Source organism: Streptomyces sp. H51 (genome assembly GCF_035656535.1).
Lineage (GTDB): Bacteria > Actinomycetota > Actinomycetes > Streptomycetales > Streptomycetaceae > Streptomyces.
Map to the genome: position 1 here is coordinate 48,917 of NZ_JAYMHD010000075.1, position 23,711 is coordinate 72,627.

The window sequence follows — 23,711 nt, forward strand, 5'->3', positions numbered from 1 at the left end:
AGGCCACAGGGTGTCATGCGTCAGGCCATTACCACCACGCGGGGGGCACCGTTGTCCGCAAGAAGCCGTCTCGGGCGGCGATTGATCCAGCTGTACTCCGGGCTCGTGCTGTACGGGGCCAGCTCCGCGCTCCTCGTCGAGGCGGGACTGGGGCTGGAGCCGTGGAACGTGCTGCACCAGGGTCTGGCCGAGCTCACCGGCCTGACGATCGGGGCCGTGTCGATCGTCGTCGGCGCGGCGGTGCTGCTGCTGTGGATCCCGCTGCGCCAGCGCCCCGGCCTCGGCACGGTGTCCAACGTGTTCGTGGTGGGCCTCGCGATGGACGGCACGCTCGCCCTGGTCCCGGACGCGCACTCCCTCACCGTCCGCGTACCCCTGCTGCTCGGCGGCGTCCTGCTCAACGGCGTGGCCACCGGCCTGTACATCGCCGCCCGCCTCGGCCCGGGGCCGCGCGACGGACTGATGACCGGGCTGCACCGGCGCACCGGACGCTCGATCCGGCTGATCCGCACGGCGCTCGAGGTGGCCGTCGTCGCGACCGGTTTCGCCCTCGGCGGCACGGTCGGTGTCGGCACCGTCCTGTACGCGGTGTCGATCGGCCCGCTCGCCCAGCTCTTCCTGCGCGTGTTCGACGTCCCGTCGGCATCGGGCGGCAGCACGGTCGTTGCCGAGGGGCAACCGCTGGGCGCGATACTGCGACCGTGACCACGCGGATACGCCACCCCTATCTCGACCACCCCGGCCCGATCGCCTTCGCCCACCGGGGCGGGGCGGCGGACGGGCTGGAGAACACCGTGCTCCAGTTCCGGCGCGCGGTGCGGACGGGCTACCGGTACATCGAGACCGACGTCCACGTCACGGCGGACGGCAAGCTGGTCGCCTTCCACGACGAGACGCTCGACCGGGTCACCGACGGCGCGGGGCGCATCGCCGACCTGCCCTGGCGGGAGGTGGCGGGCGCGCGCGTGGCGGGCGCCGAGCCGGTGCCGCTGTTCGAGGAACTGCTGGAGACCTTCCCCGAGGTGTGCTGGAACGTCGACGTCAAGGCGGAAGCCGCGCTGCGCCCCTTCCTCGACCTGGTCGAGCGCACGGCCGCCTGGGACCGGGTCTGCGTCGGCTCGTTCTCCGAGGCGCGCGTCGTGCGGGCGCAGCGCCTCGCCGGGCCTCGCCTGGCGACGTCGTACGGGACGCGGGGCGTGCTCGGCCTGCGGCTGCGGTCCTGGGGAGTGCCGGCCGCGGTGCGCCGCTCCGCCGTCGCCGCGCAGGTGCCCGAGGCGCAGTCCGGCATCCAGGTCGTCGACCGCCGCTTCGTACGCACCGCCCACGCGCGCGGGCTGCAGGTGCACGTGTGGACCGTCAACGAGCCGGATCGCATGCACCGGCTGCTGGACCTGGGCGTGGATGGCATCATGACCGATCACATCGACACGTTGCGCGAGGTCATGGAGGAACGCGGCGTCTGGGTCTGAGCATCCGGAGCGCGGCCCCGTGCCCGCGCGCGGCACCTTCAGCGGGGAAGCGAGGGCACGGGTGACCATCGACACCGTGCGGGCGGAGCCCACCGACCGGCGGCGCGAGCAGCGCGGCTGGTACTTCTACGACTGGGCCTGCTCGGTCTATTCCACGAGCGTGCTCACGGTGTTCCTCGGCCCGTACCTGACGTCGGTGGCGGAGTCGGCGGCGGACCCGGACGGGTTCGTGCACCCGCTGGGGATACCGGTGCGCGCCGGGTCGTTCTTCGCGTACGCGGTGTCCCTGTCGGTGATCGTGGCGGTACTGGTGATGCCCGTGGTGGGCGCCGCGGCCGACCGCACCGGCCGGAAGAAGCCGCTGCTGGGGGCCGCCGCCTACGTGGGGGCCGCGGCGACGGCGGGCATGTTCTTCCTGGACGGCGACCGCTATCTGCTCGGCGGGCTGCTGCTGGTGGTCGCGAACGCGGCGCAGTCCGTGGCGATGATGCTGTACAACTCCTATCTGCCCCAGATCGCCCCGCCCGAGGAGCGCGACGCCGTCTCCTCCCGGGGCTGGGCCTTCGGGTACGCGGCGGGTTCGCTGGTCCTGGTCGTGAACCTCGTCCTCTACAGCGCGCACGACTCCTTCGGCCTGACGGAGACCGCGGCCGTACGGGTCTGCCTGGCCTCCGCGGGCCTGTGGTGGGGCGCGTTCACGCTCGTGCCCCTGCGGCGGCTGCGCGACCGCCGGTCCCGGCCGGAGGAGGCGACGGCCCCCGGCCTGCGGCAGCTCGCGGCGACCGTGCGCGGCATGCGCCGCCACCCGCTGACGCTGGCCTTCCTGCTGGCGTACCTCATCTACAACGACGGCATCCAGACGGTGATCTCGCAGGCCTCGGTGTACGGATCCGAGGAACTCGGCCTCGGCCAGTCGACCCTCATCGGGGCCGTGCTCCTGGTGCAGGTGCTGGCGGTGGCGGGAGCGCTGGCGATGGGACGGCTGGCCCGGACCTACGGCGCGAAGCGCACGATCCTCGGATCGCTGGTGGCGTGGACGGTGACGCTGGGCGCCGGGTTCTTCCTGCCGGCCGGGGCGCCGTCGTGGTTCTTCGTGCTCGCCGCCGGCATCGGCCTGGTGCTGGGCGGCAGCCAGGCACTGTCCCGGTCCCTGTTCTCGCACCTGGTCCCGCCGGGCAAGGAAGCCGAGTACTTCTCGGCGTACGAACTGAGCGACCGCGGCATGAGCTGGCTGGGCCCCCTGCTGTTCGGGCTCACCTACCAGCTCACCGGGAGCTACCGGGACGCGATCCTGTCGCTGGTGGCGTTCTTCGTGATCGGGTTCATCCTGCTCGCACGGGTTCCGGTACGCCGGGCGATCGGCGAGGCGGGCAATCCGGTTCCCGAGAGGATTTAGCGCTCACGGCGAAAGAGCGGTAGTGTACGCGTTTGGCCTGCCAGGCGTACCGTTACTGCGCGTCAAAGATGCCGAAGCACTGGGTGACATCTGCCATCAGATGTGACAAACCGGGCGCGGGTGGGTAGAACAAGGGCGGCTACGACGGCGACGCATGACCCGGAACGGGACTCGGAACGGGAATCTTTACCGCCGACCGGACGTTGACCGGATGACGACGACAGCGACACCTGTCCTGTGGGCGACAAGCCCGGGAGGCACGATTCATGAGTGAGCGAGCTCTTCGCGGCACGCGCCTCGTGGTGACCAGCTACGAGACGGACCGCGGCATCGACCTGGCCCCGCGCCAGGCCGTGGAGTACGCATGTGAGAAGGGGCACCGTTTCGAGATGCCCTTCTCGGTCGAGGCGGAGATCCCGCCGGAGTGGGAGTGCAAGGTCTGCGGGGCCCAGGCACTCCTGGTCGACGGCGACGGCCCGGAAGAGAAGAAGGCCAAGCCCGCGCGTACGCATTGGGACATGCTGATGGAGCGGCGCACCCGCGAGGAACTCGAAGAGGTCCTCGAGGAGCGTCTGGCGGTACTGCGCTCCGGCGCGATGAACATCGCCGTTCATCCGCGGGACAGCCGCAAGTCGGCGTAAGGCCCTCACGGTCAGGCGGACGACGACAGCACACGCACGCGACTGCGGGCGCCCACGTGGAGTTCCACGTGGGCGCCCGCAGTCGTCTGCCGCTCCCACAGGTCCCGGCCGCAGGTCGCTCGTGTCAAGTCTCGGCCGCAGGTCCCGGCCGCAGGTCCCGGTCGCAGGTCTCGGTCGTGTGCCGCGCGACGAGCTCAGCGCGTCAACGGCGGCCGCGGGCCCGGCTGCGCGTCCCCCGGCTCGTCGTCGCGGATCACCTCGCCCCGCACGACCTTGCCGTCGGGGCGGTGGATGCGGGCCTGTCGGAAGGCGTCGCCGAGGCTGCCCGGGGAGGCCGTCCGCAGCTTGCGCTCCAGGGTGCGTTCCGTGTAACGGCCGAGAGCCTTCTGGACCGGCGGGACCAGCAGGGCCAGCCCCACCGCGTCCGAGATGAGACCGGGGAGCATCAGAAGCAGGCCGCCCAGCATCAGCAGGCCGTTGCCGCCGCCGCGCGAGGGGCTGCCGCCGCGTTGCAGTGCCTCGTTCAGGTTCTGGAAGGCACGTCGGCCGGCCTTCTTGATCACCGCGGAGCCGAGCACGGCGCCCGCGAGGAGCAGCAGGAGCACGACGAGCCCGCTGGACGCGTCGGCCACCACCGTCAGCAGCCAGATCTCCAGCACCAGCCAGGCCGCGATGCCCAGCGGCAGCCAGGTCCGCAGCCGGGAGCGCCGGGGCCGCGCGGGGTACGTGGGGGTCGGAGCGCCAGTCGTCATGCCCCCAGTGTGCCTGGCCCCGGCTCAGCACGGGATAAGCCGCGGCCTCACGGTCCCTGGGGGTGGTCCTGGGGCTTCTTGTCGCGTCCGAGGATCTTGCCGACCCGTTCGGTCGCGCCCCAGGCCGTGACCCGCCACAGTGCCTCGACCAGGATGTCGCGGCTCATCTTGGAGTCGCCGAGTTCGCGCTCGACGAAGGTGATGGGGACTTCGACCACGTGGTAGCCGGCCTTGACCGCGCGTCGGGCGAGGTCGACCTGGAAGCAGTAGCCCTGGGAGGCGACCTCCTCGAGACCGAGGCCCTCCAGGGTCTCGCGGCGGAAGGCGCGGTAGCCGCCGGTGATGTCGCGCAGCGGCAGGTCGAGGGCGAGCCGCGAGTAGAGGCTGCCGCCGCGGGAGATGAACTCCCGGCTGCGCGGCCAGTTCACCACCCGTCCGCCGGGCACCCAGCGGGAGCCGAGGACGAGGTCGGCGGTCCTGAGCGCGGTCAGCAGACGGGGCAGTTCCTCGGGCTGGTGGGAGCCGTCGGCGTCCATCTCCACCAGGACGCCGTACCCGTTCTCCAGGCCCCAGCGGAAGCCCGCGAGGTAGGCGGCGCCCAGCCCCTCCTTGCCCCTGCGGTGCAGCACCTGGACGTGGTCGTCCTCGACGGCCAGTTCGTCGGCGAGCTTGCCGGTACCGTCGGGGCTGTTGTCGTCGGCCACGAGGACGTGCGCCTCGGGGACGGCCTTGCGCACCCGGCCGACGATCGCCTTGACGTTCTCCGCCTCGTTGTAGGTCGGAATGATCACCAACGCCGTGCCGAGCGGGCCGAAGCGCCCCTCCTGGGCCCGTGCCGCGTGGGTCCCGTCGCCGTCGTTCACTGCTGCCCCTTCATCTCCGTACGCAGAGGTCCACCATAGTGGTCGCGGCCTGCGATGACGTGACAGCAGGTTCGTACGGTGGTGTCGTTTCCGCAAAAGCGGGGTAAGAGCGCGCGTCGGTGACCCGCGCGCTGCGGAGTGGGGGCCCGGCACCCTTCGGGCCGACCTGGGACCCGCCGGCTGCGGGTCGACCTGAAGCCGTTGTCTACTGAGCACCCGGGCCCCACCCGGGTCGCACCTCCCGACCGGCCGGAACCTTCCCTCGTCGCGGCGCGGGCACTGGGCCTGGCTGCCAGCGACGGTGCCCCGGTGCGGCACACCGTCCCTGACCCAGCGGCGCCGCGGCGACTGCGCGGACGTTCCCCGGTCGGGCGTCCGGTGGTGGACCCGGCCGAACCTACCGGCCCCCTGCCGTCGCCTGTCAACAGCCGTTCGACCTGCGGGTTCTCGGAGAAATCCCTGGTCAGGGCCGAGGAAACGCAGGTCGTGCGACCGGGTGGCGGCGGCCTCCCACGCCCGCACCGCGGCCGTAGATCACTCGCCCGGCCGTACGAACACCGTCCGCCCCGCGACCACGGTGCGCAGGCACACCGGGAGGTCCCGGCCGGGTGTCAGGTCGGGCAGGCCGGGGGTGCCGGAGCGGGGGTCGGTGGACCAGCGGGCGACCCGGTCGTCGGGGGCCTGGACCACCAGTTCGCCGGTGCGCCACACGGCGTAGTCCGCGGGCGCGCCGGGCACCAGGACGCCCGCGTCGTCCCGTCCGACCGCCCGCCAGCCGCCCCGCGTGTGCGCGGTGAACGCCGCCCGCACGGAGACGCGGTGCTCGGGCGTGCGGTGGAAGGCGGCGGCGCGGACCGTGCCCCACGGGTCGAGGGGCGTGACCGGGCTGTCGGAGCCGAAGGCGAGCGGGACGCCGGCGCGCAGCAGCGCCGCGAACGGATTGAGGGCGCGCGCCCGCTCCGTCCCCAGACGCTGGGCGTACATGCCGTCGTCGCCGCCCCACAGCGCGTCGAAGGCGGGCTGCACGGAGGCGGTCAGGCCCAGTTCGGCGAAGGCCGCGACCGTCTCGGGGGCGAGCATCTCGGCGTGTTCGACGCGGTGGCGGGCGGCGCGGACGCGGGCGAGGCCGACCGTGTCGGCGGCGGCGCGCACCCCCTCGACGACGGTGTCCACGGCCGCGTCGCCGATGGCGTGGAATCCCGCCTGGAGACCGGCCTCGGTGCAGGCGGCGACGTGGGCCGCCACGGCGGCCGCGTCCAGGTAGGCGGTGCCGGTGTGCTCGGCGTCGGCGTAGGGCCGGTGCAGGCAGGCGGTGTGCGAGCCGAGGGCTCCGTCGACGAAGAGGTCGCCCGCGGCGCCGGCCGCGCCCAGTTCCCGGGCCCTGGCGACCCCCTCTTCGCCCTGCTGGGCCCAGTAGCCGACGACCCGAGGCGCGGGCTCCTCGGCCGCGAGCCGCAGCAGGCCGGCGAGATCGTCCGCCGAGGAGATCTCGGGGCCGGCGCACTCGTGGACCGACCCGATGCCCAGGGATGCGGCACGGGCGAGGGCGGCACGCTGGGCCTCGGTGCGCTGCCGCGGCGTGATCGCGGCGAGGGCGGCGGCGCGTACGGCGTGGTGGGCGTCGGCGGTGAGCGGGCCGTCCGCCGGGCCGAGGTCGCCGCCCACCAGGTCGAGCAGCGCCGTCGTGACGACGGCCGAGTGCACGTCGATGCGGGACAGGTACAGCGGGCGTCCGCCGGCGGCCTCGTCGAGTTCCGCGCGCGTGGGCGGGCGTCCGCCGGGCCAGCGGGCGGCGTCCCAGCCGTGGCCGAGCAGCACCCGGTCGTCCGGGCGGGCGGCGGCGAAGTCGCGCACGCGGGCGAGGGCCGCCTCGAGGGACGGGGCGTCGGACAGGTCGAGGCCGGTCAGGGCGAGGCCGGTGGCGGTGGTGTGCACGTGGGCGTCGGTGAACGCGGGGGTGACCAGGGCGCCGTCCAGGTCGACGATCTCCCGCACGCCGTCCGCGAAGGCGTCGGCGGCGCCCTCGGAGCCGACCCAGGCGACCTGGCCGCGCTCGACGACCATCGCGGTGGCGAAGGGGTCGGCGGGGCTGTGGATCTCGCCGCGGCGGAGCAGGACGGTCTCGGGCTGGTCGGTGCGTTCACTCATGACCGACAGTTTCTCGCGCGGCGGCGCCGGGCCAGCACCTGGGGCAGGTCCGGGGGCCGGACCGGAGGGGTCCTGTCGGGACAGCACCCCTAGATGCGCGGCGGCCGGGCCTCGTACGGGGTCGACAGGACGACGGTGGTCCGGGTGGACACGCCGGCCAGGGAGCGCAGCCGGGCCAGCAGTTCCTCCAGCTCGTGCGGGGTGGCCACGCGGACCTTGAGGATGTAGTTCTCGTCGCCCGCCACGCTGTGGCACGCCTCGATCTCGGGTACGCCGGCCAGGCGGTCGGCGATGTCGTCGGGGGCGCTGGGGTCGAACGGTTTCACCGAGATGAAGGCGGTCAGGGGCAGCCCCACGGCCTCGGGGTCGACGACCGCGGCATAGCCGCGGATGACCCCACGCTGCTCCAGCCGGCGCACCCGCTGGTGCACGGCCGACGTGGACAGGCCCGTGGCCTTGCCCAGGTCTGTGTAGCTCATCCGCCCGTCCTTGACGAGCAGCTGCACGATCTGTCGGTCCAGCTCCTCCATGGCGCAAGAACCTACAGTGCGCCTGATCTCCTCCGATACCTGAGCAGCCCAGGTCACACCCGGTTCGTGATGTGGCCCGGCCGGAGGACGTGAGGCGCCTGTGGGACAAAAGCGTCCGCCACGGGCACCCGCGGGCGGCGTGTGACGAATGCCACACCCAATGGGCGCTCTCCGTGATGCTCTCGTGATTACCGCCGGTGGCGGGAGGGAAATGCTTGCTGTGGTCGAGGCCGCAGCGCCTTCACGGCCCAGCCCGAGGGGGAGAATCCCATGCAGAGTCTTAAGCGTCCTGGTCGTACCGCGCCCAAGCGTCTCCAGGCGGTCGTCGAACCCGAGCCGGAGGGCGTCGAACCCGACGCCTACGACGACGAGTTCGACGCGTACGACACCTTCGAGATGTACCGGGTCATCTGCCCGGACTGTGCGCAGCCCATCGCCCTGCTGACGGACGAGGAGGTCCTGCCCGAGCACGCGCTGTGCGCCTCGCCGTGGAACCCGTTCGGCCTCACGGTCTGCGCCGGCACGGGCCGCAGCGCCACCGACGCCCGCCCCGCGGACGAGTCGGTGAAGCCGCAGGAGCAGGAGACCGCCCTGCTGCTGACGCTCCCCCAGGGACTCGACTGGCGGATGCAGCCGTTCTCGCACGTCGGCGGCCCGGGCTCGCGCCCGATGCGGGTCCCCGTGATGCGGCGTCACGCCGCCTGAGCGTCCGCCCCGAACGGGCCGTCACGCCTTCCCCGGTCGTTCCGGCCGTCCCGGTCGTCGTCCTGCACCATGGCCCGCGGAGCGCCGCGGTGCAGGTTGCACATGCCCGGATCCGCCGGACCCGGCGGCCGTGACGTGGTTCGCCGGGCACTCGTGGACGAACGGCCGGTTCTCCGACGGTGACCTCGACGCCCTCCGGCGCGTTGGTGTGGTATGACCGCCACCTACCGAGCGACCGGGCGTCTGCGCCGGGTGTTCGTGCCGCCGCCCGCGGGAACGGTTTCGCCTGCGCCGTCGGCGCCCCATGACCCGCCCATCTACCGGGACCTGATGCGTACCTGGGCCGACCGGGGCCGCACCCTGCCGGGGCGCCACGACCCGGAGTGGGTCCGGCTCGCGGCGCCGCAGGTCAGACCGGGTCAGTTCAGCGCGTCTCCGGACCCGCGAGATGACGGGCGATGACCATCCGCTGGATCTGGTTGGTGCCCTCGACGATCTGCAGGACCTTGGCCTCGCGCATGTAGCGCTCCGCGGGGAAGTCGGCGGTGTAGCCGTACCCGCCGAGGATCTGCACGGCGTCGGTCGTCACCTTCATGGCCGTGTCGGTGCAGTGCAGTTTCGCCATGGCGGCCTGCTTGGCGAACGGCAGCCCCGCGTCGCGCAGCCGCGCCGCCGCCAGGTACAGCGCGCGGCCCGCCTCGATCTGGGTCGCCATGTCGGCGAGCATGAAGCGCAGCCCCTGGAAGTCGGCGATGGGCCGGCCGAACTGCCGCCGCCCGGCGGCATAGGCGACCGCCTCGTCGAGCGCGGCCTGGGCGACGCCGATCGCGCAGGCCGCGATGCCGAGCCGGCCGGAGTCGAGGGAGGCCAGCGCGATGGCGAAGCCCTGGCCCTCCTCGCCGATGCGCCGGTCGTCGGAGACCCGCACGCCGTCGAAGTGGACCTGCGCCGTGGGCGAGCCCTTCAGGCCCATCTTCTTCTCGGGCGCGGCTCCGCTGAGGCCCTCGGCGTCGCCGGGCACCAGGAAGGCGGTGATCCCGCGCGGCCCCTCCTCGCCGGTGCGCGCCATGACCGTGTAGAAGTCGGCGATGCCGCCGTGCGTGATCCACGCCTTGGTGCCGGTGATCACCCACTCGTCGCCGTCCCGGACCGCCTTCGTGCGCAGCGACGCCGCGTCCGAGCCGGACGCGGGTTCGGACAGGCAGTAGGCGCCGAGCAGCCCGCCGCCGAGCATCGCGGGCAGGTGCTCGACCTGCTGCTGCTTGGTGCCGTAGGCGGCGAGCGCGTAGGAGGCGAGGGTGTGCACGCTGACACCGAGACCGACGGTGAGACGGGCCGCGGCGAGTTCCTCCAGGACCTGGAGGTAGACCTCGTACGGCTGGTCGCCGCCTCCGTACTCGGAGTCGTAGGGCAGGCCGAGCAGGCCCGCCTCGGACAGCAGGGAGAAGACCTCGCGCGGGAAGCGCCCGGCGTCCTCCTCCGCGGCCGCCTCGGGGGCGATCTCACGCTGCGCGATGTCGCGGACGAGCGAGATCAGGTCCCGGGCCTCGTCCGTGGGCAGTTGCCGGTCCACCGGCTGCGGGGCGCGGTCGGGCATGGCGACGCTCTCCTCCCTGTCGGGCGCATGGGCGGACGTGCACCTTGGGTGGGGGCGGCGCCGCCGGGTCGTACTCCGGGCGCGGCCGGTGCCCGCGCTTCCGGGTCACGGAAGCTGCTGACCAGCGGCTGCGCGCTGTGAGTATGCCCGATCGGCGACACCTCGTCACCAGTTAACGACCGCTTACTTCAAGAAAATCGTACCGCCGGGGATCTGGCGGCACCATCGCTCCTGGAGGGCTCGGGCCTCCCGCGGACCGACATTGGCCGAGATTGTTGCGCGCATGACAAGAAGCGGGCATCCGCCCACGGCCGTCGCGGAGCCCGCCCGTGGCGGGCTTTCGTCATCCGCCGTGGCGGGCGGACCGCGGGGCCGGGTAGGCGGGGTCGAGTTCCGCGATGGCGCGCATCGCACCGCCCAGCGTCCTGACGAGCAACTCGCACATCACCTCACGGCTCAGCTCCGGACGGGCGATCCAGTCGAGGGTGGCGCCCTCCACACTGCACACCCAGGCGAGCAGGCCCATACGCGCCAGCGGGGCGATGTCACCGCGGCCGTACGCCCCTTCCGCCACGGTCGCCACGATCGTCTCGCGCACGCCGTCCCGGATGGCGTGCACCTCGGTGTCGAAGCCGACGCCGCCGCTGACGATGGTGCGGTAGGCGGCGTGGTTGTGCTCCGCGTAGCGGAGGTAGCCGTCGATGGTGCGGTGCACGCGGTCCACCGGCGGCAGTTCGAGGCCGCTCGCGGCGAAGGCGACCAGGTCGGCCACGGAGTCCCGGACGATCGCCAGGTAGTAACCGCGCTTGGAGCGGAAGTAGTAGTAGATCAGCCCCTTGGCGACCCGCGCCTGCCGGGCGATGTCGTCCATGGAGAGCGCGTCGTACGGTGTGTCCGCGAACAACTTCCGCCCGATGGAGATGAGTTCGGCCCGGCGCGCGACCGACCGCTCGGTGCCGCGGGCCGGTGGGCTTACGGTCTCGCTCTGCTGGCTGATACTCAATTTCGACCCTGATGTCCGAGGGGCGGCGGGACATCCGCAGTATGGCAGGTCGGGGTAGGGATCAGGTCACAGCAGACCGAGCCGGGTCACGAGGACCGCGATCACCACGGCGAGCATCCAGCCCATGACGTGTTCGAGGACCTTCGGCCCGTCACCCCCGGGACCGCCGGTGCGGGCGCGGGCACGGGCTGCGGTGGCTGAGTGTGCGGTCATGGCCTCTCACCGGTCCGGGGCGTGCGAACGTACCGGTGGGACAGCCGGTCCGGCACGCCGACCGGGCGCACCGGCCGGTTCCCCACCGTTTCGTCCACCTTGCCACCGCTCGCCGCCTTCGGCGGCCGAGAGCTTGGTCACACGCCCTCGGCCGCGAGGCCGCACCGCCTCCCGGCGGCCTCACCCGTTGCGTCACTCCTTGCGGGCGTGACGGGCCGTCAGGCGACCCCGACGGCCGCGAGGGCGCGGCGCTGTCGTGGGGTCGGCCTGACCGGGAAGTAGAGGTAGCAGACGCCGCCGGTACCGCTTCTGACCCGGCCGTTGGCGTCGTACCTCTTGGTGCGCAGCCAGATGTTCTCGAACTCCCGGCGCCGGTAGACCCGTCGCACCGCCTCGTCGCTCGGTGAGGCCGGGTCGTTCGCGATCACGTCGCCGTCGGCGGTGAAGCCGATCACCGTCATCAGGTGCCCGGAGGTGCCGTAGCCGGCGCCCGTGAGCTCCGTCGCGAGGAAGGACTGGGAGGTGATGGCCGGGACGCCGGCCGCGATCAGCGTCTCCAGGTCGGTGAGCGAGCCGAGCCGCGTGACCACGCCCTGGATGCCGTGGAAGGTGCCCGCATAGGCCGCGTTGAACGGCCAGTTGCCGCAGCCCTGGTACTGGTGGTCGTAGGTGAACCGGGCCGCGTGGCAGATCTGCGGATCGGCGTACGACGGGTCCACCCAGGCGAGTTGCTCCGGGGTGAGCCGGCCGCCCCAGTACTCGATGATCATCTGCGAGGAGGTGGGACTGCACCAGGCCTCGCCGCCGTTGTCGTACTCGGGGTACTGCCCCTTGTGGATCTCCTGCGAGTAGCGCGGGACGTCCAGTTCCCGGGCGAGGCCGGGAGCGGAGGCCGGGACGGTGAAGCGGTCGGGGATGTCGGAGCCCATCGCGCCGAGCCGCCAGACGGTCGGGGTGAGCCGGGTGCCGGGCTTGCGGTAGAGGGTGAGCCGCAGCCGGTACGACGTCAGGCGCAGGCCGGTGGCGGCGTCGTCGATGGCGAAGGTGTCGGTCCAGATGCTGCTCTTGCCGTCGGTCTGGTCGTCCACCGAGGTCCGCCGGATGTCCTGGTCGCCGGCCGCCCAGCGGCCCATCACGTACCAGGGGGTGTCGGTGCCGTCGGAGTACGTCCCCCGCAGTTCGACCTGGAGCCAGGTGCCGGCCGGGGTGTGCGCGTTCCAGGAGGCGATCGCCTCCGCGGACGGGACGGAGAGCCGGTGGACCGGGGAGGTCCAGGTCGCGTACTCCCACGCGGCGGTCGTCCCGGTGTGCGGGTCCGTGTAGTCGGCCGTGCCGACGGGTGCGGCGATGGCCACGCCGGGACGGGGCCCGGCGACGGGCCGGACGCCCTGCGCGGTGCCGCTGCGCCAGTCGGCGTGCGTGGTCCAGGCCCGGTTGTCGACCGGGCGGTCCGGGGTGGTGTCCGCGGCCACGGCCGCTGCGGGGCCGGCGACGGCCATGGGTGCGGTCACCGCCGCCGCCATCGCGGCTGCCAGGACTGTTCTGCGGGACGGCTGTTCGGCTCTGCTCATGGGCGGAATGACCCCCAGGTGATCGAGTCGGTGCGGGCCACATGCACGGTCGCGCTGCACGGTGGCGCTGCACGGTTGTGCGCCAACTATGGCCGGAGGCGGCACGTCGTGCCAGCGCTTCCGGTCATGCCGCGCCCACCAATATTGGTCCGGACCACTGGCGTGACCTGCGTCCGGCCGGTCGACACGGCCCGGTCCGGCCGCCCCGCCCGACCGCCCCGTCCGTCCGGTCCATCCGGTCCATCCGGTCCATCCGGTCCATCCGGTCCGGCCGTCCGGCCGGCCGTTCGAGCCACAGGTCACGGGGGACGCCGGCCGGCCGGGCCGTGCCTTTCCGGTGGGTTCTCGAGAGAATGTGCCGAGCCCGTCTCCCGTCTCCCGTCTCCCGTCTCCCGTCTCCCCCAAGGAAGCGTCATCCGCCCTCTCGCCTCCCGGCTCCGCCGCCTCCCCCCGTCCTGCGGGCCGGTCCGCCTGGTCGGCGTCGACGGGCACGCCGGATCCGGAAAGTCCACCTTCGCCGGGCGGTTGGCCCGGGAACTGGGTGGCGCGCCGGTCCTGCACCTGGACGACCTGGCCACGCACGACGAGTTGTTCGAGTGGACCGGGCGGCTGCTGACCCAGGTGGTCGCACCGCTCCGCCGCGGCGAGACCGCGCACTACACCCCCTACGACTGGCGTGCCCGCGGCTTCGCACCGCCCCGCCCGCTGCCTCCCGCCCCGGTCGTCCTCGTCGAGGGCGTCGGCGCGGGCCGCCGCGCGCTGCGGCCCCATCTGGCGCACCTGCTGTGGATGGATCTGCCGGCGGAAGAGTCGTGGACGCGCGGCAGGACGCGGGACGGGGAGGAGCAGCGGGAGTTCTGGGACGGGTGGGTCGGGGCGGAGCGCCGGCACTTCGCCGAGGACCCCTCCAGGCCCTTCGCCGACCTCCTGGTACGGCAGTCGACCGACGGATATGAGGTGCTTCCGGGGCCGGTGACCACCGTCGGGCCGGACCGGCCGGTCACGTGGAGTGACGGACCACCCGCAATGTGGTGAACCCGTGAAAGGGCTTGCGGGCGAACTTCCCGGAGTGCTTCAACTCCGCTTGACCGGCAGGCCATACAGGTCTTACGTTCTCAATGAGCGGCCGTCCGAGGCCGCCCGCAGACGCGAAGCCCCCGGTTGTTCCCCCGTGACCGGGGGCTTCGTTCTGCCTCCGGCTGCGCTCCGGACGCCGTGCGGCGCGATCCGCTCACCCTCCGTCACCGTCCGGGATCCGTCCCAGGCGCTCCCACCTCGCCGAACGGCCTGTGCGGCACCCTACGGCGGGCGACACCACCGCAGGTACGATGCCCTCGGTGCGACCGGCGGACGCCGCTCCGCGCACCGTTGCAACTCCGGTCCGCGGCACAGCCGTTGGACCAAGGCGGCCGACGGGCGACGGCCCGGCGGTGAACCGACGGGGGCACGGTTCGTGGGGGACGTGATGGACTTCGGCACGCGGGGCCCCGAGGCCCCGGCCGACCTCGCCTGGCTGCGAGGCGTGGACGCCTACACCATGGGGGCCTACCCGCAGGCGGAGGAGGAGTTCCGGGCCGCGGTGCGGATGGACCCCGGGATGGCCGACGGCTGGCTCGGGCTGCACGCGCTGCGCGTCGACACGACGACCGCCCTGCTGCGGATGTTCCGGCACCGCGAACGCTTCGGCGAGCAGCGCGCCCGGCACCGTCGGGCCCTCAACTCCTGGTACTGGCTGGGCTGGTGGGTGCAGCCGGTGCTGGAGAGCCCGCGCGACCTGCTGCTCGCGCACGCCTCCCACTGGCTCGACGGCCGCCACGTCCCGGAACTGGACCGGGCCCTCGCCGGGCTGCCGCCCGTGGACACCGACCCCCAGGTCCGTTTCCTGCACGCCTGCCGCGCCTACCTGGTGAAGGACTGGGAACAGCTCGTCCGCCACACCGATCCGCTGATCGACGACTCCCTGCTGGGCATCGAGGCGGGCCTGTTCGGCGGCATGGCCCGGGTCCGGCTGGAGATGTACGGGCAGGCCGAGCCCCTGCTGGCGGCGGCCCTGATGCGCTGCCGCAGCGAGCAGCCGCAGCGCAAGGAGCTGCGCTACTGGCTGGCCCGGGCGCACGAGGGAACCGGCCGCAGCGCCGCCGCCCTCCCGCTGTACCGGGCCGTGCACCGCGTCGACCCGGCCTTCATGGACACCTCGGCCCGGCTCACGGCGATCGCCGAGGGCGACGGCTACGACGACTCGGCCGACCTCGCCGCGATCACGCTCTCCGGCGGCCAGGACGCCCTGGAGGGACCGGACACCTTCGATCCGCTCTTCGGCATCGAGGGCCGTGACCTGCGCATCTCCGAGGCCGACCTGCCCCCGGCCGGCCCACTGCCGACGGTGGCCGATCCGGCGGTGCGCGAGAAGAACGCGGCGGCGCCCACGCTGCCCGCCGGCCCGACCGATCCGGTGCTGCTCGAGGAGGCGCTCGCCGAGCTCGAGCGGATGGTGGGCCTCGAGCCGGTGAAGCGCCAGGTGAAGGCGCTGTCCGCGCAGTTGAACATGGCGCGGTTGCGGGCGGCGCAGGGCCTGCCGGTCCAGCCGCCCAAGCGGCACTTCGTCTTCTCCGGTCCCTCCGGCACCGGCAAGACCACGGTGGCCCGCATCCTGGGCCGCGTCTTCTACGCCCTCGGCCTGCTCGGCGGCGACCACCTCGTGGAGGCGCAGCGCGCCGACCTGGTCGGCGAGTACCTGGGGCAGACGGCGGTGAAGGCCAACGAACTGATCGATTCCGCGATCGGCGGCGTCCTGTTCGTCGACGAGGCGTACTCGCTGTCCAACTCCGGCTACGGCAAGGGCGACGCCTACGGCGACGAGGCGCTGCAGGTGCTGCTGAAGCGGGCCGAGGACAACCGCGACCACCTGGTGGTGATCCTGGCCGGCTATCCCGAGGGCATGGACCGTCTGCTGGCCGCCAACCCCGGCCTGTCCTCCCGCTTCACCAGCCGCGTCGACTTCCCGTCCTACCGCCCCCTCGAACTGACCGCGATCGGCGAGGTGCTGGCGGCGGAGAACGGCGACGCGTGGGACGAGGAGGCGCTGGACGAGCTGCGCTCCATCGCCGGGCACGTCGTGGACCAGGGCTGGATCGACGAACTGGGCAACGGGCGGTTCCTGCGCACGCTGTACGAGAAGAGCTGCGCCTACCGGGACCTGCGGCTGTCGACGTACCCGGGCACGCCGTCGCGGGACGATCTGTCGACGCTGCGGCTGCCGGACCTGATGCAGGCGTACGGGGAGGTGCTGTCGGGGCGGGGGCCGCAGGATCCGTCGGCGATGTGACCCCGGGCCCCGCCCGCCGGTCAGCCGGCCAGCGCCTGTTCCGGGGTACCGCTCCCCCGCGGCTCCGTCACCTTCACCTCGGGCAGGTCCCGGTGGGCCGGGTCCCGTACCTCGCCGACCAGCAGCTCCAGCACGTCCTCCAGCGCGACCAGGCCGAGCACCCTGCCGGAGGCGTCGGCGACCTGCGCGAGGTGGGTCGCCGCGCGGCGCATCACGGTCAGGGCGTCGTCCAGGGGCAGCTCCGAGCGGAGCGTCGTCATCGGACGCCACAGCTGCTGCGGCACCGCCCGCTCCGAGTCCTCCAGGTCGAGGACGTCCTTGACGTGCAGGTATCCCATGAAGGCGCCGGTGTCCGCGGCGATCGGGAAGCGGGAGTAGCCGGTGCGGGCGGTGAGCCGCACGATCTCCCCCGGCGTGACCGAGGGGCTGACCGTGATCAGCGACTCCCGCCGCAGCAGCACGTCCGTCACCGGGCGGGAGCCCAGCTCCAGCGCGTCCTCCAGGCGCTCCTGCTCCTCCGGGTCCAGCAGGCCGGCCTGGCCGGAGTCCTCCACCAGCCGGTTGAGCTGCTCGCTGGTGAAGACGGCCTCCACCTCGTCCTTCGGCTCGACGCGGAACAGCCGCAGGATGCCCTGGGCGCAGGCGCCGAGCGCGACGGTGATGGGCCTGCACAGGCGGGCGAACGCGACCAGGCCGGGGCTGAGCCACAGCGCCGCCTTCTCCGGGGCCGCCATCGCCAGGTTCTTCGGGACCATCTCGCCGACGACGAGGTGGGAGAAGACGACGGCGACGAGCGCGATGACGTAGCCGAGCGGGTGGATCATCCCCTCGGGGAGCCGCACCCACGCGAAGACCGGTTCCAACAGGTGCGCCACCGTCGGCTCGGCGACCGCGCCCAGGGTCAGCGAGCAGACGGTGATGCCGAACTGGGCGGCGGCCATCATCTGCGGCAGCCGCTCCAGCCCGTACAGCACCTGGCGGGACCGGGCCGTGCCGAGTGGCTCGATCTGGCTGCGGCGCACGGAGACCAGCGCGAACTCGGCGCCGACGAAGAAGCCGTTGGCGAGCACGAGCAGCCCGGCGAACAGCAGTTGCAGCACGCTCATCGGACGACCTCCATGACCGGACCGGTCCTGACCAGCCGGACCCGCTCGGCGCGGTAGTGGCCGACGCGGCGGACCGTCAGCCGCCAGCCCGGCAGTTCGGCCCTGTCGCCGACGGCCGGGATCCGGCCCAGCAGGTCGGCGACCAGGCCGGCGACGGTCTCGTACGGTCCCTCGGGCACGTCGAGGCCGATGCGCCGGAGGATGTCCACCCGGCAGCTGCCGTCGGCGTCCCATGCGGGGCGGCCGTCCTCCGGCGGTGCGGCCGCGAGTTCGGGCAGGTCCTGCCCGTCGTGCTCGTCACGGACCTCGCCGACGATCTCCTCGACGATGTCCTCCAGGGTCACCACACCCGCCGTGCCGCCGTACTCGTCGACGACGACGGCGATGGGCTGCTCGCTGCGCAGCCGGCCCAGCAGGGGCTGCACCGGCAGGGTCTCAGGGACGAGCAGCGCCGGGCGCGCGATGTCGCCGACGGGTGTGCGCAGCCGGTCCGGCGCCGGGACGGCCAGCGCGTCCTTGAGGTGGACCATGCCGACGACCTCGTCGATCTTCTCCCGGTACACGGGGAAGCGGGACAGGCCGGTGGCGCGGGTCAGGTTGACCACGTCCTCGGCCGTCGCCGACGACTGCAGCGCGCTGACCTTCACGCGCGGGGTCATCACGTGCTGCGCGGTCAGCTCGCCGAGGGACAGGGTCCGTACGAAGAGGTCGGCGGTGTCCTGCTCCAGGGCGCCGGCCTGCGCGGAGTGCCGGGCGAGGGAGACCAGCTCACCGGGGGTGCGGGCGGAGGCCAGCTCGGCGGTGGGTTCGACGCCGAGTACCCGGACGAGCCGGTTGGCGACCGCGTTCAGCACGGCGATGACCGGGCGGAACAGGCGCGCGAACACGTGCTGCGGACCCGCGACGAAGCGGGCGACCTGCAGCGGCCGGGACACCGCCCAGTTCTTGGGCACGAGCTCGCCGATCACCATCTGCACGGCGGAGGCCAGCAGCATGCCGACCACCACGGCGAGGCCGGACACCGCGCCCCCGGGCAGGCCGACGGCCGTGAACGGGCCGTGCAGCAGCTCGGCGAGCGCCGGTTCGGCGAGCATGCCGACGACGAGGGAGGTGATGGTGATGCCGAGCTGGGTGCCGGAGAGCTGGAAGGACAGTTCCTTCAGCGACTCGACGACGGTGCGGGCCCGTCGGTCGCCCTCGGCGGCGGCCTTCTCGGCGTCCGTCGGCTCGACCGTGACCAGGCCGAACTCGGCGGCCACGAAGAATCCGTTGGCGAGGATCAGCAGGAAGGCGGCGGACAGGAGGAGCAGGGGGATGGTCATGCCGCCGCCTCGAAGGGCCGGGAGGTGGCGGCGCAGGTACTACAGGACGATCCGTCCATCGCTGGAGGGAGTCACTCCTCGGGTAGCAGGAAGCCTCCGACGGGCCGGCGGGCCCGTCGCGGCGGAGACGTCTCGAACGACGTCTCCCCCAACAGATTAATCAAGACATGGGTCCGGACGGCAGGGTGAACGCGGGTGAACGCGCCGAGTCAGCCCCGGGGCGGCTCGGGATCCCTGGCGCAGCGGGCGTCGGCCAGCGCGCGCAGGGCCCGCGCGTCGGCGATGGCGTGCTCCCTGGCGATGCCCGGCTGGATGCCGAGCACGGGCAGGCTGGTGCCGTCGCTGAGGTTGAGGAAGACCCAGGGGTCGCCGGGGCGGAGGTTGACCTGGACGATCTCCGCCCAGTCCAGGCGCCGCCTGCTGACGATGTTGACGACGGTCACCCCGGACTCGTCCGCGACGACCTTCACCCGGGCGAGCAGGGCGAGCACCGCGAACAGGATCGCCCCGGTGAGGACGAAGCTGAGGCGTTCGCCGGGGCTCAGCTGGTCCAGCAGGAACGCGACCGTGGTGATGACGGCGAAGATCGCGGCACCGGCGGCGAGCAGGACGACCCGGGTGTGGCGGGGCCGGAACGTGACGGGGAGAGCGGGCAGGTCGGACATCTGCGCGGCCTCTCAGAGACGGCAGGCGTGGATCGCGGTGGTCAGGATGGCCCGGGCGCCGATCGCGTACAGGTCGTCCATGATGCGCTGGGCGTCCTTGGCGGGCACCATGGCGCGGACGGCGACCCACCCCTCGTTGTGCAGGGGGGAGATGGTCGGGGACTCCAGGCCGGGGGTCAGGTCGACGGCCTTCTCCAGCTGCTCGACCCGGCAGTCGTAGTCCATCATCACGTACGTGCGGGCCACCAGGACGCCCTGCAGGCGGCGCAGGAACTGCTGCACCTTGGGCTCCTCGGCGTCGGCGCCGACGCGGCGGATGACGACGGCCTCGGACTGCATGATCGGCTCGCCGATGACCTCGAGGCCGGCGTTGCGCAGGGAGGTGCCGGTCTCGACGACGTCCGCGATGACCTCGGCGACGCCGAGTTCGATGGCGGTCTCGACGGCGCCGTCGAGGTGGACGACGGAGGCGTCGATGCCGTTGTCGGCGAGGTGCCCCGCGACGATCCCCTCGTAGGAGGTGGCGACCGTCATGCCGGTCAGGTCCCGCACGCCGTTCGCCGTGCCCGGCTTGGTGGCGTAGCGGAAGGTGGAGCGGGCGAAGCCCAGCGGGAGGATCTCCTCGGCCTTGGCGCCGGAGTCGATCAGCAGGTCTCGGCCGGTGATGCCGATGTCGAGGCGGCCGGAGGAGACGTAGATCGCGATGTCGCGGGGGCGCAGGTAGAAGAACTCGACCTCGTTGGCCGGGTCGACGATCCGGAGCTCCTTGGACTCGCGGCGCTGCTGGTAGCCGGCCTCATGCAGCATCTCCGCCGCAGGGCCTGACAGGGAACCCTTGTTGGGGACGGCGATGCGCAGCATGAGGTCGGCTTCCTTTGCGTGACGGGGTGAGGTGGGTGGAGCGTGTCTGACGGAACCGGGGACCCGAGGGGACCGGGGACTACAGGTGGGCGTAGACGTCGTCCAGGGAGATCCCGCGGGCGACCATCATCACCTGGACGTGGTACAGCAGCTGCGAGATCTCCTCGGCGGCCGCCTCCTTGCCCTCGTACTCGGCGGCCATCCAGACCTCGGCGGCCTCTTCGACGACCTTCTTGCCGATGGCATGGACGCCCTTGCCGACCAGTTCTGCGGTGCGGGAGCTGGCGGGATCGCCGTGGGCGGCCTTGTGCTGGAGCTCGGTGAAGAGCTCCTCGAACGTCTTCTTGGACATGGTGGTCCTTACCCTACGCGCAAGCCGGGGTTCCTCAGCGCCAGGGTTCGGATACTGAGCGGAGGGTGGCCGCTGTGGCCACCGCCGCCGTCACCGCTTCGTGCCCCTTGTCCTCGTTGGAGCCGGGCAGGCCGGCCCGGTCCAGCGCCTGCTCCTCGGTGTCACAGGTCAGCAGGCCGAAGCCGACGGGCACGCCGGTGTCGACGGAGACCTGGGTGAGTCCGTGGGTGACGCCCTGGCACACGTAGTCGAAGTGGGGGGTGCCGCCGCGGATGACGACGCCGAGGGCGACGACGGCGTCGTAGCCGCGGCCGGCGAGGGCCTTGGCGACCACCGGGAGTTCCCAGCTGCCGGGGACCCGCAGCAGGGTCGGCTCGTCGATCCCCAGGTCGTGCAGGGCGCGCAGGGCGCCGTCCACCAGACCGTCCATCACCTTCTCGTGCCATTGGGCCGCGACGACGGCGACCCGCAGGTCACCCACGTTGCGTACGGACAGTTCCGGTGCGCCCTTGCCGCTCACGTTCTCGTGTCTCCTCGGTGTGCTCTCACTGGTCGCTGCAGGTCGTCGCCGTGCCCGCGCCGGCCGTCTCCAGCCAGGGCAGGTCGTGGCCCATCCGGTCCCGCTTGGTGCGCAGGTAGCGGAGGTTGTGCTCGCCGGCCTGCACGGGCATCGGCTCGCGGCCGGTGACGCGCAGGCCGCTTCGCAGCAGCGCGTCGGTCTTCTCGGGGTTGTTGGTCATCAGGCGCACGCTGCGCACGCCGAGGTCCTGGAGGATCCGGGCGCCGGCGCCGTAGTCCCGGGCGTCGGCGGGCAGGCCGAGTTCCAGGTTGGCGTCGAGGGTGTCGCGGCCGCGCTCCTGGAGTTCGTAGGCCCTCAGCTTGGAGAGCAGGCCGATGCCGCGGCCCTCGTGGCCGCGCAGGTAGACCACCACTCCCCGGCCCTCGGCGTGGACGCGGTCCAGGGCGGCGTCCAGCTGGGGGCCGCAGTCGCAGCGCAGGGAGCCGAAGATGTCGCCGGTCAGGCACTCGGAGTGGACGCGCACCAGGACGTCCTCGCCGTCGCCGATGTCGCCGTGCACGAGGGCGACGTGCTCGACGCCGTCGGCGGTGGATCGGTAGCCGTACGCCGTGAAGGTGCCGTGCGCGGTGGGCAGGCGGGTCTCGGCCTCGCGGCGGACGAGGGGCTCGGCGGCGGGCTTCTGCTGCGCGGGAACGCCCGGGCGCGGTTCGGTGGCGCGGCGGTGGGCGATCAGGTCCTCGATGGAGATGATCGTCAGGCCGTGCTTGCGGGCGAAGGGGAACAGCTCGGGCAGGCGCAGCATGCGGCCGTCCTCCCCGGCGATCTCGACGATCGCGCCGGCCGGGCGCAGGCCGGCGAGGCGGGCGAGGTCGACGGCGGCCTCGGTGTGGCCGTCGCGGACGAGCACGCCGCCGGGCCGGGCGCGCAGCGGGAAGACGTGGCCGGGGCGGACGAGGTCGGTGGGCTCGGCCTCGCCGCTCGCCAGCAGCCGCAGCGTGGTGGCGCGGTCGGCGGCGGAGATGCCGGTGGTCACGCCGTGGGCGGCGGAGGCGTCGACGGAGACGGTGAAGGCGGTCTTCATCGACTCGGTGTTGTCCTCGACCATCTGCGGCAGCTTCAGCCGGTCGAGTTCCTCGCCCTCCATGGGCGCGCAGATCAGCCCGCGGCACTCGCTCATCATGAAGGCGACGATCTCGGGGGTGATCTTCTCGGCGGCGACGACGAGGTCGCCCTCGTTCTCGCGGTCCTCGTCGTCGACGACGACGATCGGGCGGCCGGCCGCGATGTCGGCGATGGCCTGCTCGACGGGGTCGAGCGACCAGTCCTCGATGCCGTCGGGGTCGTCGGTGCTGTACAGGATCGGTGCCGTGGTCATGCCGGCGCTCCTTCCAGGACGGGCCGCGCGTCCTCGCGGGAGCGCAGCCACCAGTCGCGCATGCCCCACAGGACGAGTGCGCCGTAGATGACGTAGACGAAGCCGGAGAAGGCGTAGCCGTTGGCGAAGTTGAGGGGCACGCCGACCACGTCGACGAGCAGCCAGGCGATCCAGAACTCGACCATGCCGCGTGCCTGCGCGTACATGGCGACGACGGTGCCGACGAAGATGTAGGCGTCCGGCCAGGGGTCCCAGGACAGGGACGGGTAGGCCTTGAAGAGCAGGGCCACGGCGACCGTGCCCAGGGCGGCGGCGCCGGCCATCGCGGCGCGCTCGCGCCAGGTGGCGAACCTCGGCACGATCTGGCCGTCCGCGGACCGGCCCTTGTCGCGGTTCCACCGCCACCAGCCGTACAGGGCGACGACCATGACGACGACCTGCTTGCCGGCGCTGCCGGCGAGGTGGCCGTAGAAGGCGATGAAGAGGATCAGGCCGGAGAGGAACTGCACCGGCCAGGTCAGCAGCGAGCGCCGCCAGCCGAGGGCGAGGGTGATCAGGCCGAGGATGTTGCCGATGGTGTCCGACCAGATGATGTGCTGGCCGAACAGGGTGAAGGCCTCGGAGTTGAGCCAGTTCACCGGGTCACCCCCTGACCGGCCGCGAGCAGCCGCTCGACGTACTTGGCGACGACGTCGACCTCGAGGTTGACCGGGTCGCCGGGCTGCTTGAGGCCGAGCGTGGTCAGGGCGAGGGTGGTGGGGATGAGGCTGACGGTGAAGTGGTCCGACCCGGCGTCGACAACGGTGAGGCTGATGCCGTCGACGGTGATGGAGCCCTTCTCGACGACGTAGCGGGCGAGGTCCGCGGGCAGCGAGATCTTGACGATCTCCCAGTTGTCGGACGGCTTGCGTTCCAGTACCTCGCCGGTGCCGTCGACGTGGCCCTGCACGATGTGCCCGCCGAGGCGCGCGCCGACGGCCGTGGGACGTTCGAGGTTGACGCGGGAGCCGGCCGTGAGGGCGCCCAGGCTGGAGCGGTTCAGGGTCTCGGCCATGACGTCGGCGGTGAACTCGTCGCCCTCGTGCTCGACGACCGTGAGACACACGCCGTTGACGGCGATGGAGTCGCCGTGCTTCGCGCCCTCCGTGACGACGGGGCCGCGCAGCCGGAAACGGGAGGCGTCGCCGAGGTTCTCGACAGCGGTGACTTCGCCCAGCTCTTCGACGATTCCGGTGAACACTTCCCGGGTCCTCCCTGCCTCATTCGGGCACGGACTCCGGGGCTGTCGAGACGACAG

General features: G+C 72.6%; 24 protein-coding genes. 7 read left to right on the top strand and 17 right to left on the bottom strand.

Features of this window, described 5'->3' with window-relative positions:
- Window positions 1-15: 15 nt before the first annotated feature.
- From VKA29_RS26820 to VKA29_RS26835, 4 genes are all read left to right on the top strand, one after another.
- The gene (locus VKA29_RS26820; protein WP_324788565.1) at window positions 16-705 is read left to right on the top strand and encodes a hypothetical protein; all 690 of its coding nucleotides are present in this window, start codon (window positions 16-18) and stop codon (window positions 703-705) included.
- Window positions 702-1,469, top strand: a complete 768-nt coding sequence (locus tag VKA29_RS26825; protein ID WP_324788566.1) for a glycerophosphodiester phosphodiesterase — start codon at window positions 702-704, stop codon at window positions 1,467-1,469. The genes VKA29_RS26820 and VKA29_RS26825 overlap by 4 nt, the downstream gene beginning before the upstream one ends.
- Before the next feature lie 61 nt (window positions 1,470-1,530).
- Window positions 1,531-2,865: an MFS transporter gene (locus VKA29_RS26830; protein WP_324788567.1), complete on the top strand. Its 1,335-nt coding sequence runs from the start codon at window positions 1,531-1,533 to the stop codon at window positions 2,863-2,865.
- Between the two features lie 266 nt (window positions 2,866-3,131).
- Entirely contained in the window at window positions 3,132-3,506 is a 375-nt protein-coding gene (locus VKA29_RS26835; RefSeq protein WP_003977404.1) for an RNA polymerase-binding protein RbpA, read from the top strand.
- Window positions 3,507-3,700: 194 nt separating this feature from the next.
- Here VKA29_RS26835 and fxsA read toward each other — a convergent pair whose 3' ends face one another.
- The 4 genes from fxsA to VKA29_RS26855 all read right to left on the bottom strand — a co-directional run bounded on the left by fxsA (window position 3,701) and on the right by VKA29_RS26855 (window position 7,799).
- Window positions 3,701-4,258, bottom strand: a complete 558-nt coding sequence (fxsA, locus tag VKA29_RS26840; protein ID WP_324788568.1) for an FxsA family membrane protein — start codon at window positions 4,256-4,258, stop codon at window positions 3,701-3,703.
- Between the two features lie 47 nt (window positions 4,259-4,305).
- Window positions 4,306-5,121, bottom strand: coding sequence for a polyprenol monophosphomannose synthase (locus VKA29_RS26845; RefSeq protein ID WP_324788569.1), 816 nt, complete (start codon window positions 5,119-5,121; stop codon window positions 4,306-4,308).
- Between the two features lie 534 nt (window positions 5,122-5,655).
- Complete coding sequence (locus VKA29_RS26850; RefSeq protein WP_324788570.1) at window positions 5,656-7,269, bottom strand: amidohydrolase; 1,614 nt, start codon at window positions 7,267-7,269, stop codon at window positions 5,656-5,658.
- 89 nt (window positions 7,270-7,358) lie between these two features.
- Window positions 7,359-7,799, bottom strand: a complete 441-nt coding sequence (locus VKA29_RS26855; RefSeq protein ID WP_018548954.1) for an Lrp/AsnC family transcriptional regulator — start codon at window positions 7,797-7,799, stop codon at window positions 7,359-7,361.
- Between the two features lie 270 nt (window positions 7,800-8,069).
- Between VKA29_RS26855 and VKA29_RS26860 the strand changes: the two genes are divergently transcribed.
- Complete coding sequence (locus VKA29_RS26860) at window positions 8,070-8,504, top strand: hypothetical protein (protein WP_324788571.1); 435 nt, start codon at window positions 8,070-8,072, stop codon at window positions 8,502-8,504.
- Between the two features lie 424 nt (window positions 8,505-8,928).
- On the opposite strand, the gene VKA29_RS26865 is transcribed toward VKA29_RS26860, so the two are convergent.
- From VKA29_RS26865 to VKA29_RS26880, 4 genes are all read right to left on the bottom strand, one after another.
- Window positions 8,929-10,101, bottom strand: coding sequence for an acyl-CoA dehydrogenase family protein (locus VKA29_RS26865; protein WP_324788572.1), 1,173 nt, complete (start codon window positions 10,099-10,101; stop codon window positions 8,929-8,931).
- 343 nt (window positions 10,102-10,444) lie between these two features.
- Window positions 10,445-11,104, bottom strand: coding sequence for a TetR/AcrR family transcriptional regulator (locus tag VKA29_RS26870; RefSeq protein WP_324788573.1), 660 nt, complete (start codon window positions 11,102-11,104; stop codon window positions 10,445-10,447).
- A 66-nt stretch (window positions 11,105-11,170) separates the two neighbouring features.
- A complete protein-coding gene (locus VKA29_RS26875; RefSeq protein WP_324788574.1) occupies window positions 11,171-11,317 on the bottom strand; it encodes an SCO1431 family membrane protein in 147 nt (48 codons plus the stop codon).
- 218 nt (window positions 11,318-11,535) lie between these two features.
- Window positions 11,536-12,888, bottom strand: coding sequence for a peptidase C39 family protein (locus VKA29_RS26880; protein ID WP_324788575.1), 1,353 nt, complete (start codon window positions 12,886-12,888; stop codon window positions 11,536-11,538).
- A 414-nt stretch (window positions 12,889-13,302) separates the two neighbouring features.
- Here VKA29_RS26880 and VKA29_RS26885 point away from each other — a divergent pair, with 414 nt between their 5' ends.
- Window positions 13,303-13,923, top strand: coding sequence for a hypothetical protein (locus VKA29_RS26885; RefSeq protein WP_324788818.1), 621 nt, complete (start codon window positions 13,303-13,305; stop codon window positions 13,921-13,923).
- A gap of 430 nt (window positions 13,924-14,353) precedes the next feature.
- Window positions 14,354-16,213, top strand: a complete 1,860-nt coding sequence (locus VKA29_RS26890) for an AAA family ATPase (RefSeq protein ID WP_324788576.1) — start codon at window positions 14,354-14,356, stop codon at window positions 16,211-16,213.
- Between the two features lie 20 nt (window positions 16,214-16,233).
- Here the strand turns inward: VKA29_RS26890 and VKA29_RS26895 are convergent, their stop codons facing one another.
- The 9 genes from VKA29_RS26895 to VKA29_RS26935 form a co-directional block, all read right to left on the bottom strand.
- Window positions 16,234-17,319, bottom strand: a complete 1,086-nt coding sequence (locus VKA29_RS26895; RefSeq protein ID WP_324788577.1) for a hemolysin family protein — start codon at window positions 17,317-17,319, stop codon at window positions 16,234-16,236.
- Window positions 17,316-18,641: a hemolysin family protein gene (locus tag VKA29_RS26900; RefSeq protein WP_324788578.1), complete on the bottom strand. Its 1,326-nt coding sequence runs from the start codon at window positions 18,639-18,641 to the stop codon at window positions 17,316-17,318. The genes VKA29_RS26895 and VKA29_RS26900 overlap by 4 nt, the downstream gene beginning before the upstream one ends.
- A 209-nt stretch (window positions 18,642-18,850) precedes the next feature.
- Window positions 18,851-19,306: a PH domain-containing protein gene (locus tag VKA29_RS26905; protein WP_324788579.1), complete on the bottom strand. Its 456-nt coding sequence runs from the start codon at window positions 19,304-19,306 to the stop codon at window positions 18,851-18,853.
- 12 nt (window positions 19,307-19,318) lie between these two features.
- Window positions 19,319-20,167, bottom strand: a complete 849-nt coding sequence (hisG, locus tag VKA29_RS26910) for an ATP phosphoribosyltransferase (protein ID WP_324788580.1) — start codon at window positions 20,165-20,167, stop codon at window positions 19,319-19,321.
- Window positions 20,168-20,246: 79 nt separating this feature from the next.
- Window positions 20,247-20,519: a phosphoribosyl-ATP diphosphatase gene (locus VKA29_RS26915; protein WP_028423093.1), complete on the bottom strand. Its 273-nt coding sequence runs from the start codon at window positions 20,517-20,519 to the stop codon at window positions 20,247-20,249.
- A gap of 34 nt (window positions 20,520-20,553) precedes the next feature.
- The gene (gene ribH, locus VKA29_RS26920) at window positions 20,554-21,039 is read right to left on the bottom strand and encodes a 6,7-dimethyl-8-ribityllumazine synthase (RefSeq protein WP_324788581.1); all 486 of its coding nucleotides are present in this window, start codon (window positions 21,037-21,039) and stop codon (window positions 20,554-20,556) included.
- Window positions 21,040-21,064: 25 nt separating this feature from the next.
- Window positions 21,065-22,414, bottom strand: a complete 1,350-nt coding sequence (locus VKA29_RS26925) for a bifunctional 3,4-dihydroxy-2-butanone-4-phosphate synthase/GTP cyclohydrolase II (RefSeq protein ID WP_324788582.1) — start codon at window positions 22,412-22,414, stop codon at window positions 21,065-21,067.
- Window positions 22,411-23,052 (bottom strand): nicotinamide riboside transporter PnuC, encoded by a 642-nt coding sequence (pnuC, locus tag VKA29_RS26930; RefSeq protein ID WP_324788583.1) that lies wholly within the window; start codon window positions 23,050-23,052, stop codon window positions 22,411-22,413. The genes VKA29_RS26925 and pnuC overlap by 4 nt, the downstream gene beginning before the upstream one ends.
- Window positions 23,049-23,654 (bottom strand): riboflavin synthase, encoded by a 606-nt coding sequence (locus VKA29_RS26935; RefSeq protein WP_324788584.1) that lies wholly within the window; start codon window positions 23,652-23,654, stop codon window positions 23,049-23,051. The genes pnuC and VKA29_RS26935 overlap by 4 nt, the downstream gene beginning before the upstream one ends.
- Between the last annotated feature and the right edge of the window lie 57 nt (window positions 23,655-23,711).